The organism is Vibrio sp. Vb0304 (assembly GCF_033338995.1).
In the GTDB taxonomy this organism is placed as follows: domain Bacteria; phylum Pseudomonadota; class Gammaproteobacteria; order Enterobacterales; family Vibrionaceae; genus Vibrio; species Vibrio alginolyticus.
In genome coordinates, this window is the sequence record NZ_JAWOTT010000010.1 from 45,709 (window position 1) to 62,757 (window position 17,049).

A 17,049-nucleotide genomic window follows, 5' to 3' on the forward strand; every position below is an offset into this window, starting at 1 on the left:
ATTAGCGTGGTTGGTTTTTGATATCAGCGCTCTTTTGTTGAACGATGCTATCTGCTTGGCTCTTGTCGCCTAGCATTGTTCTAAAGGCGTTTAATGCTGTGGTTGCACGAGCGGCGTTAGCGGTAAACTCCGCATCCTCACTAAATGCGCGGTAGACAAGCCACTCAATGATTGCGTTGTCGTACATCGGGTTTAGTTCGCATTTGGTTTCAGAGTCGTAATCGCTTTCAGTTATTGGCGTAGGCACTTTTGCAAATACGCACTCAATGGTTGTTCCAGAAACTACCGGAGGATACATATAAAACTTGGTTGGATTTCGGTCATCGTAAAGCCACGCTTTGGCCGTGCTAGCAAGAGGCTCTGAACGCCATTCAGGGCGATAATCATCAAGCATCTTCAAATCCACATTGCCAGAAATGGCCGCGCCGCCTTTATTTCGCAGAACATCAACAACAAAACGAGCACCTACTGGAATTGTCTGAGTTGAACCCTCAACACAAACAAAGTCCTCATTGGCCGTTAGCGCATCAGATCGAATTGCTAGGATTGCTCGAACTGCCGAGTTGAACGCATCAACCCAAAACGCTTTATCCCAACGGATCATGTTTTTATCGACAACGAGACGAGCTGCCTCATCGATCAAGTGTTTGACCGGAGTGTTATTAGCAGACATACACACCTCTAGTAGAAATTGTGCTTGCGCACTTTGTTTTTGAATGAATTGAAGTTGTCTTTGCTTAGTCGGTAAGCGCAGCGATAACCCTCTATAAATTCACGCTCGTACATCAACGCGAGATCAGGGTTAAACCAATTTGTACCAACCTGTAGTCGGAGGCGGTAAGCAGCGCCAGCCGCTAGAGCTTCGCCGTAATTTTCAACTAGGTATGAATTAAGGTTGTTCTCATCGAAATTTAGCTTTGGTTTTAGTACCGCCGTAACGGTCACCACATCAAAGTGATTCGTGAATGTGAACTCGTTGGTTACAGGATCAAAAACGTAGTCGTCATTGACGTAAAGCGGAGAACCGCAATTACTCACTACGCTGTCAATTTTTAGAATTGCTGAATCGGTAGGAATGCCAGCAACCGGAATTTGCACACCAGACACAACGGCGGTCAATTTGACCTTTGTTTTTAGGAACTCTGATTTCTCGCAAAACTCGCGGTAAGAGTCGCGCAAGGCGTCATCCATCATGATATCGACAACGCCAGCGCAACGCTGACGCACTAACCGATATAAATCAGATAGTGCGCTCATCATTAAGCCTCTGGAATACCGTGTTTAGCGTGTAGCTTGTCACGCACTGCCATGCGTAGAGCTGACGCATGTGTTTCGCCTTCTGGAACTTCCAACGCTAACGGATCAATCGGAAGCTCTTCTGCTAGGATAACGGTTTCAAGTTTCGCCTTGGTGTATTTGGAAATGTTGACGACTTCACCATCAACCATAACGAGCCAAGTGTTTGCTTTCTCTTCTTCAGCTTTTAGTTGCGCCGCTCGTTCCGCTAGTTGCTGGCGCTTTTGTTCTTCAGCTTGTAGGCTCTCGATTAGAGACTGAGCACTTTCAGGAGTAGCAAAACAAGATTTGATTTGCAGTAATCGGTGCGCCACTTGTTCCGGTACGCTGGTTGGTTCGCCACGGTTAAAGTAGTAGTCACGGCCAAGCGTGTTTACTTTTTTAATTGGCTTTTCACCGATCCAAACAATTTTCTTTTCTGCTGTCATAGTCAATACCCTTATGTGTATTCGATGTGTTGAGCTGCGGCCATTGCCACGGAACATATAAAAAAGACCAGCCAATTATCTGACTGGCCTGTTTTTCAACAGAGTGGACTATCTTAGATAGTGCCGACTGAAGTGGTGTAAATCGCTAGACGGATCTTGTCTTCCGTAACTGCGGCACCTGCGAACGTTAGAACAAGACACTTATCTTTTTCAGCAACATCTTCTGACGGAAAGTATCCAGCCGCATCAGACGACAACGCACCTTTCGGAACTTCCGTGGCCGTACCGATCACATCTTCTAGCTTGGTGCCAACTTGAGGCGCATGAATACCATCACCTAGCAGCACTTCATTAAGCGATGCTTGTGCAGTCAAACTAGTAACCGCTTCGCCTTTGGTAAGAATCTTAACTTCCACCAGCTTCACGCCAGCCTCAAGGCTTGCTGCGATAACCAAGTCACCATCAGCAAGTGCCGGAACTTCAGCGAACATCACTGAAAGGTTACCGTGAGTACCGTTGTAGACGTTTTGCTTAACAGCTGGTGATACTTTAACTGCCATTGCAATTCTCCTTTGATTCCGATGAATAAAGGCTGGCTAGATAGCCAGCCAGTCACTTATTACTTAGATAAACCGCCAACGGCTGTATCTAGCACCATTACGCCGTAGTCATTGATTCGGCCATTCTTCTCTTGGAAGCGAACTTTCTTAACGCCGCTCATCCAAGCGATAGACGTTTCACGACCGTTGCCGTGGTCAACCTTCTCGGTGTGCATAGAGAACTGAGCACCACTTGAAGATTTACCGTAAGCCACTGCTAGCGCTTGGCCGCCAAGTAGGATTGCGCGGTCAATTACGGTAGCTGCTGTAGCTTCAGTTTCAGTGCCGTTGCCGCTTGCTGCGCCAACTTTCACTTTAGAGCCAGCATTGAAACGTACTGGTTTGCGGTATTGACGAACCAAGATGTTGCGCCACATTAGGCGGTCACCTTGGAATAGTGGATGCTTAAAGCCTTGCGAACGGTTAACCGCATTCGCGATCAGCTCTTGCACTTTGCCAGCCCCTTGAACGTCAGCCCATAGGTCGGCCCATTGGCGCGGAGTAACAAATAGAACGTAGAAAGGTGATTCACCGTAAAGCTCATCAGCTTCGAAGCGGATAGGCTTGATTGGATGTGCCATTTCTTCTAGGTAAAGCGCAATTTCATCGATCTTCGCTAGGGTTAGCGTGTCGGCTGCCACGATATCTGCAATACCCGTTGCGTCACCACCGAAGAAGTGGCGATCCGCTGTAGGAGCGGTAACAGGGTTAACCATGATTTCACCAAACATTGGATGATCCGCAGTTGGAACAATCATGTCGGAAGGCATGAAGTCACCACGCGCACCAGCTAGGTGATACGTTGCGATTTCATCTTGTAGATCGTTGAAGTAGTTACCAAGCATTGTACGAGCTACTTGAAGTAGGTTTTGCTTGGTGCGTTGTTGAGCCATCTTACCGCCTGAATCGACGTTATGACGGCCTTGGTTAATGACTAATTCAAACTCAACTTTTGATAGAGACTCGCCACGACCTTCGATTTTTTTATCGCCCATCGTTGGCATACCGCCCAAGTTGTGGAACAAATCCATTTCAACTGTGTCACCAGCCTGTTTTGTAAGGTCGGTGATCATTACAACTGGCGCACCAGCTTCAGTTTGAGTTTTGTTTCGGTTGCGGTCTGCTGGCACTGCCTTTGGAGCTTTACCAGTTAGCATGTTTACAAAAGTGTTTTGGCGGCGCGTATGAGTAAACAGCGCGGCACCAAACGCTTTAGCAGCTTGAGCTTTAGTGATAGTAGTCATTATGAAATCCTCGACTAATCTAGAGCTATCACCGCTTGAGCTAGGAACTCTTCAACCTTCTCTGGCGACATATTGGCAAGTGATTGCTCAAGCGCTAGTGCGTCTTGATTCAACAATGCCTGATTAGCTGCCGCCGTAGTGTCCAGTGAAGAACCACCTAGACTAGACGGTGAATTAGGTACAACGGTTTGTTTTTCTGCCGTTTGTTGAGGTTGCTGCTGGCCTTGCTCGGCTTGTTTCTGTGCCTTTTCAGCATCAATTGACGCTTGAACCGGATCACCGAAAGCGGCCTTCACTCGGCGTTGCACTTCTGCAAAGCGTTCTTTTAGTGGCATGGCTTGGAACGCTGGATCATTCTTGAGCTTGTTGTCGATAACTAGGGCCATATCCCAACGGTCACGGTCACTCGATTCCCAAGTGCGAAGTTCTGTTAGTTCGTCAGCGTTTAGCGCGTTAGTAACTTCGTTAACTCCGTCATTGGCTTCTTGTTGAGTGGTCGCAGCCTTACTTTGAAAACGCTTAACTAGCGCCGTTAGTAAATTTGCCGCCGTTTCTGGTAACTCATCACGCAGCGCATTGAGCGCATTTTCATCATTCAGCAATTCTTCAGGTAGCTTTTCAGGCGTAATACCAGCTTCTTCTAATTGCTTGGTGTATAGCTGTAGTTTTTCCTTGGCGGTTGTAGCTTCACTTAACTGTTGCTCTAGCTCCTGCATACGGCTTGACGCTTCGCTCGCCTGATTGCGAGCCTTTTCTAGAACTGCATAAGGAATCGTATGTTTACCGTCCTTACTTGCTACCGCTGCATTGTCTGGATCAACTTCAATGTAGAGCTTGCCGTCAATCTCTCGAACCCCAATGCTATCTTTGGCCGCATTCGTTTTAGGCTCTTGGCCCTGTTCTGATTTATCTAGGTTGGCGTCACCTTTTGGCTGAGTATTGTCAATAACACTTGGTAGTGCCTCATCTTCCTCGCCTACGCCCATTTCGTTATCAGTCGAATGGTTGTCTTGGTCATTTTCACCGCTGAGAACGCCCAAATCGTCATCTAGGTCAATTTCATCTAGCAGTGCGTCAATGTCTTCGACGTTGCCAGTTAATAGTGCTTGGTCAAGTTCTATAGTCATAATCCCCTCATGTGCGCTTATCGCTGCGCTTGCGTTTGGTTTGTGCTTATCGCCGCACTTGCGAACAAGAAAGCCAGCTAACGCAATCGCGCTAACTGGCTTTTTTATGTTCTCGTGTTGCGTTAGTTTTTCGCCGCACACTCAATTTGCTGATAAATGTACCACAAATTTACGAATGCAAACTAAAAATTAACGTTCGATAATTACCTAGGCGTAACGAGTCTCACCTGATTTAGTAAACAACAGGATTGCATTCTCTGGTGCATCTTCTGGTAAGTTGAACACATCCAAGTGCAACCAGCTCACACCTTCTTCCATTCTCGTTAGATAAGGGAATCGGTCTTTGTGTTTGATAATCAAATCACGCAACTCTTGAGCCGTGTAATGATTACTAATCAAATCAACAGCTTGCCCTCTGCCATGCGCAGAGAATGGAGTGAAATGTTTGTCACTCGCAAGTCGCAGACCTGAGTAACCACGAGATCCACCAGCTTTCCAGTTGTTACAGATAAGCGCCGCTTTCTTCGGATCGATTTCACTAAGCAGCGTTCGCAGCTCATCAATGGTGATCAGCAATCGAGCATCCATACCAAGCATGGCCTTTTCACCACGCGCCTGATAAGCAGCTTTGCTCACAAGTTCCCAAGTCTTAAACCATTTAGGTCGATAGCTTCTTAGTCGTTTGTCATACATGTCTTTTCTCTCCAAACAATTACGTCTTATGCACTCATCTTTCTGTAAGCTTCTAGCTTGTAGATCTCTTCGAATGTGTTGTTAAAACTCACTTGTCGGCCAATCTGGTCACGCCAGTTTTCAGGGTCGATACAAGTTGCTGGTTTACCAACAACAACAAAGCCGCCTTTCATCTTGATGCCGCAATACATGAATTTATTACCTGCAAGCGTGACGGTTTGAAAATCAACCTCTTCAATTCGATCAACAATGTCTTGAGGCTTTACACGTTTGCCAGTGCAACCTAGCTCTTCCATCATTTCTTGAATTTCAGTATTCGGTTTAAACTCGGCTGGTAATTTCATTTACTTACTTCCCCCACTTCATAAACTTCATTGGTTGCTTTGTACGACCTAAGCCCTGCATCATCGTTGAGCCTAGCCAAAACACGATAGCCGTTGAGAACGCGCCCATTACCTGACCTGCGATCATGATAATTAGTTGCTCGTATGATTTTGGAACCGTCCACCAAAACAATGAGCAAAACATACCTGACACCATGACACACAAGATCAGAGTTAACGCTGAAGGCATCCAGTGATCGCCGTGTGCGCCTCTCGCGTCTTGTGTGTCTGTTAGCTGCATAGATAACTGGTTAAGCGCCATTTCTTGCAACTTAACTGCGTGTTGATTCTGAAACTCAATAATCTTTGTTAGAGCTTCAGGGTTTTCTATCAGCTCTTTGATAACGGCGTCCGGTGTATCTTTGACACCAAGAACGCCAGCGATCAGAGTACCTATTGTTTTACCAGTGGCACCGCCAAGTAATGAACCGACCAAAGGGGCGGATTCGCCCACGATGTTTTTAACTTGTTCCCACACTTCTAGTTACCTCTTACATTTAGATTTGAAGGTTTAGCAATTGCTGGTCGATGTTCGCTAATATTGCATTAACTGTGCTATCTGCTTGTGCTTTGACTTCTGCGACCTCCTGTAAAACTTTCGCAGTTTCGGCCTCAACCTTGTTGTCTTTAACGTCTTGGCTTTCTGCATCACGTTGTAGTTTGGCAATCTTGGCCTGTAGTTCTTCAACCTTGGCCGCGCCTAAAGCAACCTCGTTTTGTAGCTGCTGCATTTGAATTTCAGCCATTTCTTGCTGCTTGCGTTGTTCTTCCTGCATAGCTGCTTGTTCTTCTGGCGTCATATCTTCCGGCGCTTTTGGAATGTTTAGAGTTTGTCTGATACGGTTCAGGATCTCTTGCTTGTTAGGTACATCCATTAACTCGACAACCATATCTAGCGTTGCCATTTGAATTTGTGGTGGCAACTGAGCAACTAGCGCGGTTAGTTGTTGAGCCATTTGAGCGCGGAATGTGGCAGTTTGCTGGATTGGAGCTTGAGCGATATGACCTTTCCAACGCTTAACGTCGTTGGTCACTGTGCCGTCGTCATTGGTCACGTTTAGGTGAATGACTTTTCGCTTATGGGCGTCTTGCTTGTTGATAGTTACAGCGATATTGCTTTGCTTCGCTAGGTCTTCGATTAGATAGGCCATTAACAGATCAGCAACTCGTGTTCTCGAATAGTGATAGTTGTCATTGATCTCTGCTAGCGTAGTCGCGCCTTGTTCCACTAGCGAGTTAATAGCCACTCCGCTGGTGGCTGAAGAGTCTTGGCCCAACATTGCATTGTAGATACCAGCAACGTCTTGGATTTGCTTCATTGAGTCCTGCATAACAGTAAACTGCTGACTCGCAATATTGAAATCTTGCTGAATCTGGATAGCTTCACTGATTGATTTCTTGTTCTTGCGATCAGGGTTTAACTCAATGTAACCATCTGCGCGTTCGACCTCTTCGAGCAAGTCTTCGCGGCTCATATTGGTTGCGTCTTGGTCTGCAATGACACGTTTAGCTTGTAGCAGCCACGTAAGCTTCATACGACGATAGTTGATCTCATCTTGAGCACTAATCATTCGGCTTACAACACCATAAGGTTGGCCGGATTTATCCATTCGATAACCGAAGAACGGAACAATTGGAAAGTATCCGCTCGGTGCAACTGATTTACGATCAATGATTCTATGAATACCAACAAACCACGCTTCGCGTACTGCTGACCATGTAGCAATTCGTGGTTTAAATGTACCCATTTTTACGCCAACGGCTTGAGCGATATTATTTGGATTGTATTCAACTGTTCGGCCATTCTTTAGGTCGATGACATAACCGCGTCTAAATGTACGGTAGTAGATAACCTGTAAGCAGATACGGCCACGCGCCTGATCTAACCATTCAGACGTATTTCGATCCCAACTCTCAAATTCATGGTAAGCAGCAAGCAAATCTTGGTCTTGCTCTTCGTAGCTTTCAAGGTTTGCAAAGTCTTCCCAATTATTCATTGCTTGGCGAATGATTTCGGCGTGTTCAGGGAAATGAGCAATAGCCTCGTCAACGTCTATCCAACGTTTACGCAGCAACCATCGAGCATCAGACAAGTCGGCCTCTTGAGCGTTCCAGTCCCACCACATTTCCTGACGGCGAACTGGCTTGATGTTGTAGCCACCACCATAGAAAGGATCGTCATTTCTGGTAACTTCTACCCAACCAATACCAGCTTTAATTTGTGAAGCGTAAGCGTCGGCATTAGCGCGATCAGCTCGTGCAAGTCGCCACGCATCTTTAAACTTCTCCTGAAGTGCATCGCGTAGCTCTTCGCCGTCATCGTCATCGGCTGTAAGTACAAGATCAGTTCGTGTTCTTGCTTCCATACCTAAAACGGCGTCAATAGCTGGCGCTATTAGGTTATTGATGATGATCGGTTGTCCACGTTCTTCGTAGACTTGTTTTACTTCCGGCGCTAGTTGGTTGCCGTCGTAGTAATCACAACACTTTTGCGCTGGGTCGCGCCAGTTTGGTTGTGCTTCCACGTTTGAGACTAATCGGCGTAATTGAGCAAGGTTAAAGCCCTTGCCGTCATGCTCCGCATGGTCTTCATTCCAAGCCATAAATTCTCCCCTCACTTAGTACGCCAATCGCTTGATCGCTTGGTGCGTGGCTGTAACTTGGTCATGGTTCTAGGCATTCGAACAACCATTTCTAGCGCAATCGCATAGCTCATCACTTGGTCATCAAATGCGCCTTCAATTGCGTTCATGCTTCCTTTGGAGTCATAAACGTAGGTATTCAGCTCTGTAACTGTCCCGATCCATCGAATGCCCGACGTATTATTGCGCAATTGCTCATTTAAGTTTGAAATAATTATCGGCTTGGATTTACGAGTGGTAAGCCAGCCTAATCGTCCTGTTTCTTCGTCCTCGTCTTCCTTGTCGTGGTGTTCTTCTTGGTAGATTCTGGATATTGGATAGATATCGCGTAGAACGTTTAAAACGGCGTGGCCGTGGTTGTTTCGTTCTGGCGCAGCGTAGGCCGCTCTGCCGTTTTTACCTGCGTACATCTTTCCAATGATTGCGATAATCTTTGCAAACTGGTCTGTGTCGATATGACCAAACCAATGAGCAACTTGATTGCCAGTTTCGTCCAGCACATCAATTGAACCTCTGTCCCCATGTTCCAGACCTTCCGCAACGTCAGCGCCAAGGGCGTAATCCTTTTCTGGATCAGGCAATTCCCAAATAAGCAAATAGCCCTGTAATCCGTTCTGCATGTTCTCGCTTTTACCTTCACGGTTTACGCTATCTCGAACATCAAACATTGCACCTGTCTCTGGATTAACGTCATAGACAAGCAACGGTTTGGTACAAGCTGACTCCGCAGCCATACAGGAAGGAGCGCTAAATACACGACGGCCTGACGTTAAGAACGCCTCTTGTGGTGTACTTGGATACTCTTGTTTTGTGTACTCTTCGTAGTGGTTATAGGTTTCGACATACCACTGCTTTTGCTCATCCGTTAACGGTCTACCTAAGTGACGGATCACGAATGGCTCAATCGACTTAAAGTATTCAATAAAGTATTTGGATAGCTTCAATCCGCCTAATGGCAATGGTGAGTAATATCTAGGATGAGTGAACCAAGGAATGAATCTAAAGTGGAAATCTTTAGCACCTAACTTCACTCCGCTATGTGCTCGTTCCTCGGCTTTCTTACACAACTCAAAAAAGAGTCCTGCCGCGCCTTCTGCCGTCGATTCAATAAAGAGTTTGCAACCTTCGTGAACAGTAGGCATCGAACCTGTTTGGATCTCTTTGGCCTTTTGTGGGTAACCTGCACAAATACGGCCCAACTCTGAAATATGTAGAAACTGCAACGTACCGGAACGGAATGACGTTGCAACACGGATTCGTGAACCATTGGAAAAACTGAGTCGGCCACCGTTAGCGCCACCAGCTCGTTGAACTACACGAATGCGAGAACGCAAGTAATTAGGCAAATTGTTATATGGAAAGACAACCTTTGTCTGGAAGATAGCGCCAGCACTTTCCAAATCCTGCGCGATAATACCTGCGGCATAGTTCTTATTGAATAAACACGAGTCCAGCGCGTACAAGTCGATAAAGGTACTAAAGCCCAACTGACGCGCTTTAAGAATCAATTCAAAGGTATGGGCTGTTTCAAAGAGATCTCTCTGAGCGTCACGCATTCGAAACGTGACAACGCGACCTTTATCACTCTCTATCTTGTAAAGGTTGTTTAAGCGCCATTCCTTACAGGTCATATAGTTCCTGAAGTAACGGCGCTTCTCTGGCCGTGAAAGCGCTTTGAATTGCTGATCGGTAAGCGCTGGCATAACTAGGTTTATGCCACGGCCATTAATAGAATCCTTATACGGCTGAATACCATCATTCATCATCGTTCAACACTCCACCTTTATCTTTGAAGCGCTGAATGATTTCATCATCATCCAAATCTTGAACTTCATCTAGCAACATACCTAGATCATCATCGTCGCCTAGACCTTCACGTTGTTTCTGGTCGAGATCATGACGAGCAAGGGCAGCTTGAGCCTTAGCCTTGTCAGTATTCGCTTCGGCCAACGCAATGCCTTTGCGTTTAAGGTTGGTATCAACTTCGACTTGTGTGGTTTGAGCGATAACCTTGCTTATTGCTCGATTGGTTAATCGACGGTTCGCCATTTGGCCCTCTAAATACTCAAGCTTTCCGGTGTGGTGGCAAACCATGCCAAAACTCGACTCGATTCGTTTCTCAAGTCGGTCAATAAACTCCTGCTCTAGTTCTGTAGGTTTATCGCCACGTTCTTCAAGCTCTTTGAGGAAGTCGGCTAATTCATCTTTGTATTGCGTGTAGCACTCAAGCGCCTGAAGAGCAGCAAGCTTATGCACTTCTAACTTAAATTCGTCATCGACTTGATGAGAGTATTTAACTAGGTTGCCAAATGCTTTAGTCATCAAGCCATGCACGAAAGCGTTGCTATTTCCCTTTGGAGCGCCAGCGCCAACTCGACGGCCACCGTGTCCATTTTTGGCACTTGATTGATTCGCGGTTTTCTTGCGTTTGATTTTGGTTTTGGGCGGTGTAATCCCTTTTGGTTGTAATTTTTCGCCCTGAACTTCTTCGTTGTTCGCGTTCTGTTCGCTTGGTTTGTTCTCTTTTCTCTGTAACAGTTTGTTATTTAAGTATTTTCTTGCTGTGGAGTAGACTAAACCATTGCGAACACAAAACGTCTTAACGTCAACGCCAGTTTCTTCGTATTCGCTAAGGTATTGTTTTTTAATGCGTTCCCAATTAATTCTCGCCACTTCTCTAACTCCGAGTGTTCAATTGCGTCAACATATTATCACTGCTCAGTATTCATTGTTTTCGTTCGATGATCAAAGGCACGTTCTAACCAGCCTCTAAGCTGGCCTAAGTTGTCCGATGCAATCTCAATAACAATCCAGCCTAAAAGCTGCGCTTCGTTCATCTTCTCTCTGTCGTTTGCAAAGCCAACGCCGCGAGTGTGACGCCCATTTGAATGAGTACCGCCGTGAACCTCCAAGGCAATCTTTAAGTCTGGCCAAGCGTAATCCATTCGCCATTTGCGAGTTGGATGAAATAGAACTTCAGTTTGATATGGTGGCAAGCCGATAAGGTTGCGCTGAACACGCGCATGTAGCTTCTGGTAAGCCTTGCTAATGTCCCTTTGCTGTTTGGTCGGTGTTTTGGCTTGGCTTTCGATAAAAGCCTTTCCTAAGTGTCTGACGGGGATATAAACGGCCATATCTGTTCTCACCTGTGAACTTTATGACACGAATGATAACAAAAAAGCCAGCTTTAAAGCTGGCTTGTTTAGTTTAAATATGCGTTCGAGGATTATTTTTATCTTTAAATACGCCACGTTTACGAGCGATGAATACTCCCATAAAAAGAATGGCAAAGTATTCCACGATTATTAAGATGCAATTGAACATTTCTTGAGTTATTACTTCAGCGTTCATGCTAACAACCTCCCGAACAAACAATTACTCTACATCTACATGGTTCATGTGGAACTCAATCAGATATTCCTCATCTTCTTGGTAGAACTGCAAAGAGTAGTCTGAGCGTTCGATACATTTGAATTTGCTGTTCTCTTCCATATCCGGCGCGTAAAAGTCATATTTCTTGTTTAGGAATGCTTTGACTCTTTCTTTACTAGAGAAGTAATTAGTATGCGTTGATAGCGGCTCACCTCGCTTAGTAGAAACGCGCACCACTTCATAGATAGTAATGCCTTGGCGGTATTCTGGACGCTCACACTCAAACACTTCTAGGCGGTTTTGCTTCCAAGCAAGGGCTTTGATTGCGTTACCCTTAACGGCTTCCAATGCTTCACGCGCTTCGTTCTCTGAATCCCAAGAACCACACCAGCAGTAAGCAATGTCTAAGCAATCTTGTTGGATTGGTGACGCTTCGTTGTAGAAGTTACAAACGGCCTTTGCAGTTGCCTCAACGCCAGATTTAGAAAGATTCATTAGTAGATTGCCTGTTTGCGCCACCAGCTCTTTAAGATCAGCAATAGCAGCAGTAGCAAGTTTGATTTGTTTTTCTTTTAAGTTGGTCATTTTGGTCATCATCGTGTCGAAAGGTGCAATTTTGTTTGCATGTAAAATATAGCCTCCTATTTTCATTTGTAAACAAAAAGACACGAACGAAAACAAAATATTTTTGAGGATGATCAAAAAAGGCCGCTATTGCGACCTTTAGGCATAAAAAAACCGCCTCGAAAGGCGGCTTTTAATCATCAGTTTTATAAGAACCGGATGCAGTAGTCCACTAGGGTTTTCTGCAAATCTTGCTTATCACTAATCAAAACCATGGCGTAAACCGTATCTGTCGCATCGTCGTATTGATAGATAAGTTTGAACCCATCAAAACTAAACTGACGAAAGTGATACACTCCAAGCTGAGTTAGCTCATAACAAGCCGGATATATGGCCGGATTGCTCTCAACGTTCTGCTCGAACGTCTCAATCAAATTTTCAATTCTCTCTACTACGCTAATGGAATCATTCCATTGTGAGTAGTAGTCAATACGTTCTTCTACTGTATTAAAGAACGTTTCCGTATAAACAATATTGGCCATCTTATGGTCACCTTATGATTTCTTGGCGGCCAATCTCTCCTTAAATGAACTCGATGACATTGTGCGACCTTGAGCTACATCCTTGCTACTGATAGTAACAAGCTTCATCAAGGCTACTGCTTGATCGCGCTTTAGTCGTTCTTCGTATGATTCCACCACATAAATCGGTTTACCGTTTTGTGTGATCGTCATCGCTTCATCCAGTGGGAGATCGGCTGCATTTTTCTTTAAGTAGCTTACCGTCTCAGTTCGCATGATTTCATCCTATTTTGCTATTGTTATTTTTATTGTTATTGCTCTATTACTGTTATTCAATTGTTATTGTTTAAACGTATATGAGAACCTAATTGTTCAGGATTCAACTCACCTACGCAACTAACTATACACCAAAAACGAGATTAGTCCAAATTTAAACTAAATTTAGATCAACCCCATCACGGATTGACCGATTAAGTGCTTTTTATGCTTATTAACTTCATTTGGATAAAAGTTTTCCTTACCGACAGTTATCCCAGGTAGTCCAAGTAAGCTTTTTTAAACTATCCGTCATTTTGTAATCCAATACCCATTACCTCTCATTAACCTATTGATTATCAATTGAACTGTAATTGGAAAGATTGCATTATAGGAGTATGGAAGACGGCTAAAATCCGTATATAGAAAGCGTTATGCAACAGTAATTAATAATGGAGAAAGTAGTGATTGTAGTTACCACTAATGAAATACATAAAAAAGAGATTTGTGCTTATCATGGTGTTGCAAAAGGGGTCGTTACTAAGAAACCTAATTTAAAGCAAGTTTGGAAGAGTGGGATGACTTTCGCAGGCAATAACGACGACGCCTTGACGAACGTATCAGAAGAAGCCAGAGAACAAGCTTATGGCTTGATGATAGAAGACGCAAAACGGTTAGGTGCTAACGCAATTATAGGTATGAGCTACGACTCGGTTTCAGCACAAGAAGGCAGAGTTGAGGTAGTTGCATATGGTACGGCTGTAACGGTCGAGCAAGTTGCATAACAAAGCGTTCAAGAAGGATTTGGCACGCGTGGCATTTCAGTTTGCGGCAAGTTTAGTGGTTAAGGTGTTATGCGGTTACTTTTGTATTGCGTGCCTACGCCCCTTAACGCGACGTTATGTGCTTTAGGGTAATAATGAAGAATAACGAAAAATTCAAAGAACAAGTTGAATCAGTAATGAAAGAGCCAATGGCTGTTGAACCTACTGATTATGAAGAAAAAATAAGGCGAAACTTGATAATCGCTTCAAGCATTACCTTAGTGATGCTCAAACTTGGGCTTATGCCCGCTGCTGATTCAAGGTTTTTAGGGGGAATGAAGTTTGACAATTTAACCCCTGATACAATCTATACGATTCTGTTCGTTATTGTTGCATATGAGCTTGTCCATTATTCATGGCTACTAATAAACAAGTTTTCATATTGGAGAATTAGACTGACAGGAACCAAACATACTGAGTTTCGAGGGAACAGAGGCTCAATGGGAAGTACATATGAGCGGCTTGATTTTACGGGTAAAAGCGAAAATTCTAATCTCTATGTTTGGATGTTAGAAAATAACTCTGCTTCGAATTCAGCTATTGAACAACTCAATAAACACTGGTTGGAAGTTGAAAGTCTTTGTCAAAACATAAAATCAGATTCCTCCGAACAATCAAAGCTTAATGACTTGTTAAAAAAATTGAATGATATAGATAATACTATTAAAGGTTTGGAGCAACACCTTACGAACATTCGTATTTCTGCTTCACTACATAGATTTGATAATTGGTATCATTTTTTAGTTCGTAGCCAGAGCGCTAGGTGGCTAATTCTCGATGTTGTTTTACCTGCTTCAATCGGTATATACAGTTTATATTGTCTAAGTGATGCGTTATTTTGAAAACGCACATAACAAAGCATTTAAGAGTGATTCCCAACGCTTAGTATTTTTGGTGATATCGTTGGGTTTTGTGTTTACGGTTGCATGGTTTAGTTTCGTGGTAGCGTTGCTCACACCTTAATGCGGCGTTATATTTAATGGAGAATCTGATGGAGTTACCAGCCACGGTATTTGTAGCCGGGGGAGCAATTATAGCTTCTTTAATAACGGGGTTAATTACGTTCACGAATATACTGATATCAAAGGATCAAAAAACGTCAGAGTTCAGACAAGACTGGATCGACCGCGTAAGAGGTGAAGTTTCTTTGTTTACGTCTTCGGTGGCTGACTATACCTCCCACCTTGTAGCTAAAAAGGAAGATCCTGATGCATTAGATAAATTCTATGATGACAACATAAAATTAACTGGTGAAATAACTCGTAGCTACAACTCGCTTAGACTTCATTTGAACAAAGTCGACGATAAAGAAATAGTCGATATTTTAGGCGATTTGTATGAGTTCGCAGCAAAAGGTGAAATCGACTTCAAGGTCGAAGATGTTACAAAAAAAGAAAATGAACTCATTTCTCTAACACAAGATATGTTAAAGAAAGAGTGGACGCGCGTTAAAGCCGGTGAAAAAACATATCAATTTATGAAGTGGTTCGGGCTCTTTATGATTATTGCTCCACTTTTAGTCATTGCTATGAATTATCAGTATATTGCTACATTTTGGGCACCGTAGTTAAAAATATAACAAACTGCTCAAGAATTATTCGGCACACAAGGCTTTTTAATCTGCGTTAGTTTTAGTGCTTACGCCTATATACGTAAGCACGACCCTCACACCTTAACAATGCGTTATGTGCAAGGAGCAAAATGGAAACTTTAGAAATAGCGAACAAAATGTATCAATACCTAAGTTCGCTGCCAATTGCAGGGAAATACTTTGCTGACAATACTCCTATAATCATAGGTTTTTTGGGCATGTGGTGTTTTGGGCTTTTAATTGCTCGTGTTACACCAGTGCAAACGCTTATCCGTCGAACTAGCGAAGAAGCAAATGGTGATTTGCAAGAAAGTGATTTGATTCTTCTATTACCACTAAATTGGCGTCTACTGTTGTATAAAATCATCTTACCATTGCAGATTCTAGCTGTTTTCATGCTGGGCTTTTTGGTTGTTATCGTTGGTGGTGGTTTTATGGAAACGCTGTTTCTGGAATCATCAGCCGAGAAGTTTTCCAAGCTAGCAAACTCATTTCTATTTTTATTGTTTATTGGTTGGATTTGGAATTTACAGAGGTTGTACTTGTTTCAATTGGCTAGATTTATTCGTTGCAATCGGGATAACACATAACAAAGCGTTTAAGACAAATTACCACCGCTTGGCCTTTTCGGTTTGTTTTTAATTTAGTGTTTACGGCACTATACTTTAAGAGCAGTGGTCTACATAGCTCACCACTTAGCACCGCGTTAGGTTTTAAAGCACAATCTAAATGATCAATAGGAGGTAAGCTTGGAAATTGATAAGGTAAATCTTACGAAAATTGTCCAAGATTTAGGTGCAGATCTTTTAGGAGACGCAGAAAGTGAAGCCGCCAAAATGTTTAGGCGCATAACAGATTTCAGACAGACCATTACCTCTGAGTCTGATCGTGGTTGCGCTTTAATGGCAGCGGCGTATATAGATGAACGTTTAGGTGAGTTGTTACGTTCATATTTTGTCGATGATTTAAAAGAAGTCAGTAAATTGTTCGAATTCAATGGTGCTTGTGGGACATTCTCGTCCAAAATAGCACTAGCTTACGCCTTAGGCCTTATTTCAAAAAATGTACGCTCAGATCTGACTCTATTAAGACGAATTAGAAATGACTTTGCTCATGTATCTAAGCCAATTAGCTTTGACGAAAATCCTATCAAATCTAGGTGCCATGAACTGAAGTTGTACCCTCACCCCAAAGAAATCCCACCTCGCTCACGCTTTTGTCGTTCGATGATGATAGCCGTTACACAGATTGAAACTACACGGGCCGATTTGGAAAAATGCACCGTAAAGGAAGACTATAATGGTGAACATTCAGCCCAACTAGCTCAAGCCTTTACGACAAAACTTGATGAGGTCCTAGGTACGGATTTTGCGGAGCGGTTATAAACCAAACAAAAATATTTAAGAGTGATTCGGCACGCGTGGCACTCTTGTTAAGCCTCAGTTTTTAGTGTTTAAGGTGGTATGCGGTAACTTCGGTATTGCGTTGCTCACACCCTAACAGGACGTTA

21 protein-coding genes are annotated in these 17,049 nt (G+C 43.7%); 5 read left to right on the forward strand and 16 right to left on the reverse strand.

The features are described from left to right. Position 1: 1 nt before the first annotated feature. The 16 genes from R7P35_RS13655 to R7P35_RS13730 form a co-directional block, all read right to left on the reverse strand. Positions 2-673, reverse strand: coding sequence for a DUF6682 family protein (locus tag R7P35_RS13655; RefSeq protein ID WP_065969345.1), 672 nt, complete (start codon positions 671-673; stop codon positions 2-4). A gap of 8 nt (positions 674-681) precedes the next feature. Continuing rightward, positions 682-1,260 carry a hypothetical protein gene (locus R7P35_RS13660; RefSeq protein WP_064490279.1) on the reverse strand — a complete coding sequence of 193 codons (579 nt, stop codon included), beginning with the start codon at positions 1,258-1,260 and terminating at the stop codon, positions 682-684. Beyond that, complete coding sequence (locus R7P35_RS13665) at positions 1,260-1,724, reverse strand: hypothetical protein (RefSeq protein WP_020840888.1); 465 nt, start codon at positions 1,722-1,724, stop codon at positions 1,260-1,262. Before R7P35_RS13665 ends, R7P35_RS13660 begins: the two co-directional genes overlap by 1 nt. A 113-nt stretch (positions 1,725-1,837) precedes the next feature. Next, positions 1,838-2,284, reverse strand: a complete 447-nt coding sequence (locus tag R7P35_RS13670) for a hypothetical protein (RefSeq protein ID WP_318092211.1) — start codon at positions 2,282-2,284, stop codon at positions 1,838-1,840. Between the two features lie 59 nt (positions 2,285-2,343). Then, complete coding sequence (locus R7P35_RS13675) at positions 2,344-3,567, reverse strand: N4-gp56 family major capsid protein (RefSeq protein ID WP_021453721.1); 1,224 nt, start codon at positions 3,565-3,567, stop codon at positions 2,344-2,346. A 14-nt stretch (positions 3,568-3,581) separates the two neighbouring features. Beyond that, positions 3,582-4,694: a hypothetical protein gene (locus R7P35_RS13680; RefSeq protein WP_139110275.1), complete on the reverse strand. Its 1,113-nt coding sequence runs from the start codon at positions 4,692-4,694 to the stop codon at positions 3,582-3,584. A gap of 207 nt (positions 4,695-4,901) precedes the next feature. After that, positions 4,902-5,387, reverse strand: coding sequence for a hypothetical protein (locus R7P35_RS13685; protein ID WP_020840892.1), 486 nt, complete (start codon positions 5,385-5,387; stop codon positions 4,902-4,904). A gap of 26 nt (positions 5,388-5,413) precedes the next feature. Beyond that, positions 5,414-5,731: a Gp49 family protein gene (locus R7P35_RS13690; RefSeq protein WP_031856816.1), complete on the reverse strand. Its 318-nt coding sequence runs from the start codon at positions 5,729-5,731 to the stop codon at positions 5,414-5,416. 4 nt (positions 5,732-5,735) lie between these two features. After that, complete coding sequence (locus R7P35_RS13695) at positions 5,736-6,248, reverse strand: hypothetical protein (protein ID WP_046265293.1); 513 nt, start codon at positions 6,246-6,248, stop codon at positions 5,736-5,738. Positions 6,249-6,267: 19 nt separating this feature from the next. Further along, the gene (locus tag R7P35_RS13700; protein ID WP_065969351.1) at positions 6,268-8,373 is read right to left on the reverse strand and encodes a portal protein; all 2,106 of its coding nucleotides are present in this window, start codon (positions 8,371-8,373) and stop codon (positions 6,268-6,270) included. 11 nt (positions 8,374-8,384) lie between these two features. Beyond that, the gene (locus tag R7P35_RS13705) at positions 8,385-10,178 is read right to left on the reverse strand and encodes a terminase (protein WP_254664655.1); all 1,794 of its coding nucleotides are present in this window, start codon (positions 10,176-10,178) and stop codon (positions 8,385-8,387) included. Beyond that, positions 10,168-11,085: a hypothetical protein gene (locus tag R7P35_RS13710; protein ID WP_021822543.1), complete on the reverse strand. Its 918-nt coding sequence runs from the start codon at positions 11,083-11,085 to the stop codon at positions 10,168-10,170. Before R7P35_RS13710 ends, R7P35_RS13705 begins: the two co-directional genes overlap by 11 nt. 38 nt (positions 11,086-11,123) lie before the next feature. Beyond that, positions 11,124-11,546, reverse strand: coding sequence for a hypothetical protein (locus R7P35_RS13715; protein WP_020840898.1), 423 nt, complete (start codon positions 11,544-11,546; stop codon positions 11,124-11,126). A 241-nt stretch (positions 11,547-11,787) separates the two neighbouring features. Further along, positions 11,788-12,369: a hypothetical protein gene (locus tag R7P35_RS13720; protein WP_020840900.1), complete on the reverse strand. Its 582-nt coding sequence runs from the start codon at positions 12,367-12,369 to the stop codon at positions 11,788-11,790. Between the two features lie 185 nt (positions 12,370-12,554). After that, positions 12,555-12,890 (reverse strand): type II toxin-antitoxin system RelE/ParE family toxin, encoded by a 336-nt coding sequence (locus R7P35_RS13725; RefSeq protein ID WP_029796471.1) that lies wholly within the window; start codon positions 12,888-12,890, stop codon positions 12,555-12,557. Between the two features lie 12 nt (positions 12,891-12,902). After that, a complete protein-coding gene (locus tag R7P35_RS13730) occupies positions 12,903-13,145 on the reverse strand; it encodes a type II toxin-antitoxin system Phd/YefM family antitoxin (RefSeq protein ID WP_020840902.1) in 243 nt (80 codons plus the stop codon). A gap of 443 nt (positions 13,146-13,588) precedes the next feature. Here R7P35_RS13730 and R7P35_RS13735 point away from each other — a divergent pair, with 443 nt between their 5' ends. The 5 genes from R7P35_RS13735 (at position 13,589) to R7P35_RS13755 (ending at position 16,924) form a co-directional block, all read left to right on the forward strand. Next, complete coding sequence (locus tag R7P35_RS13735; protein WP_025562235.1) at positions 13,589-13,909, forward strand: YbjQ family protein; 321 nt, start codon at positions 13,589-13,591, stop codon at positions 13,907-13,909. Positions 13,910-14,043: 134 nt separating this feature from the next. Beyond that, complete coding sequence (locus R7P35_RS13740) at positions 14,044-14,790, forward strand: hypothetical protein (RefSeq protein ID WP_065969353.1); 747 nt, start codon at positions 14,044-14,046, stop codon at positions 14,788-14,790. A gap of 149 nt (positions 14,791-14,939) precedes the next feature. Continuing rightward, the gene (locus tag R7P35_RS13745; protein ID WP_065969355.1) at positions 14,940-15,515 is read left to right on the forward strand and encodes a hypothetical protein; all 576 of its coding nucleotides are present in this window, start codon (positions 14,940-14,942) and stop codon (positions 15,513-15,515) included. A 134-nt stretch (positions 15,516-15,649) separates the two neighbouring features. Further along, positions 15,650-16,129 (forward strand): hypothetical protein, encoded by a 480-nt coding sequence (locus R7P35_RS13750; RefSeq protein ID WP_025562236.1) that lies wholly within the window; start codon positions 15,650-15,652, stop codon positions 16,127-16,129. 159 nt (positions 16,130-16,288) lie between these two features. Then, positions 16,289-16,924, forward strand: coding sequence for an MltR family transcriptional regulator (locus R7P35_RS13755; RefSeq protein ID WP_065969358.1), 636 nt, complete (start codon positions 16,289-16,291; stop codon positions 16,922-16,924). The last annotated feature ends 125 nt before the right edge of the window (positions 16,925-17,049 follow it).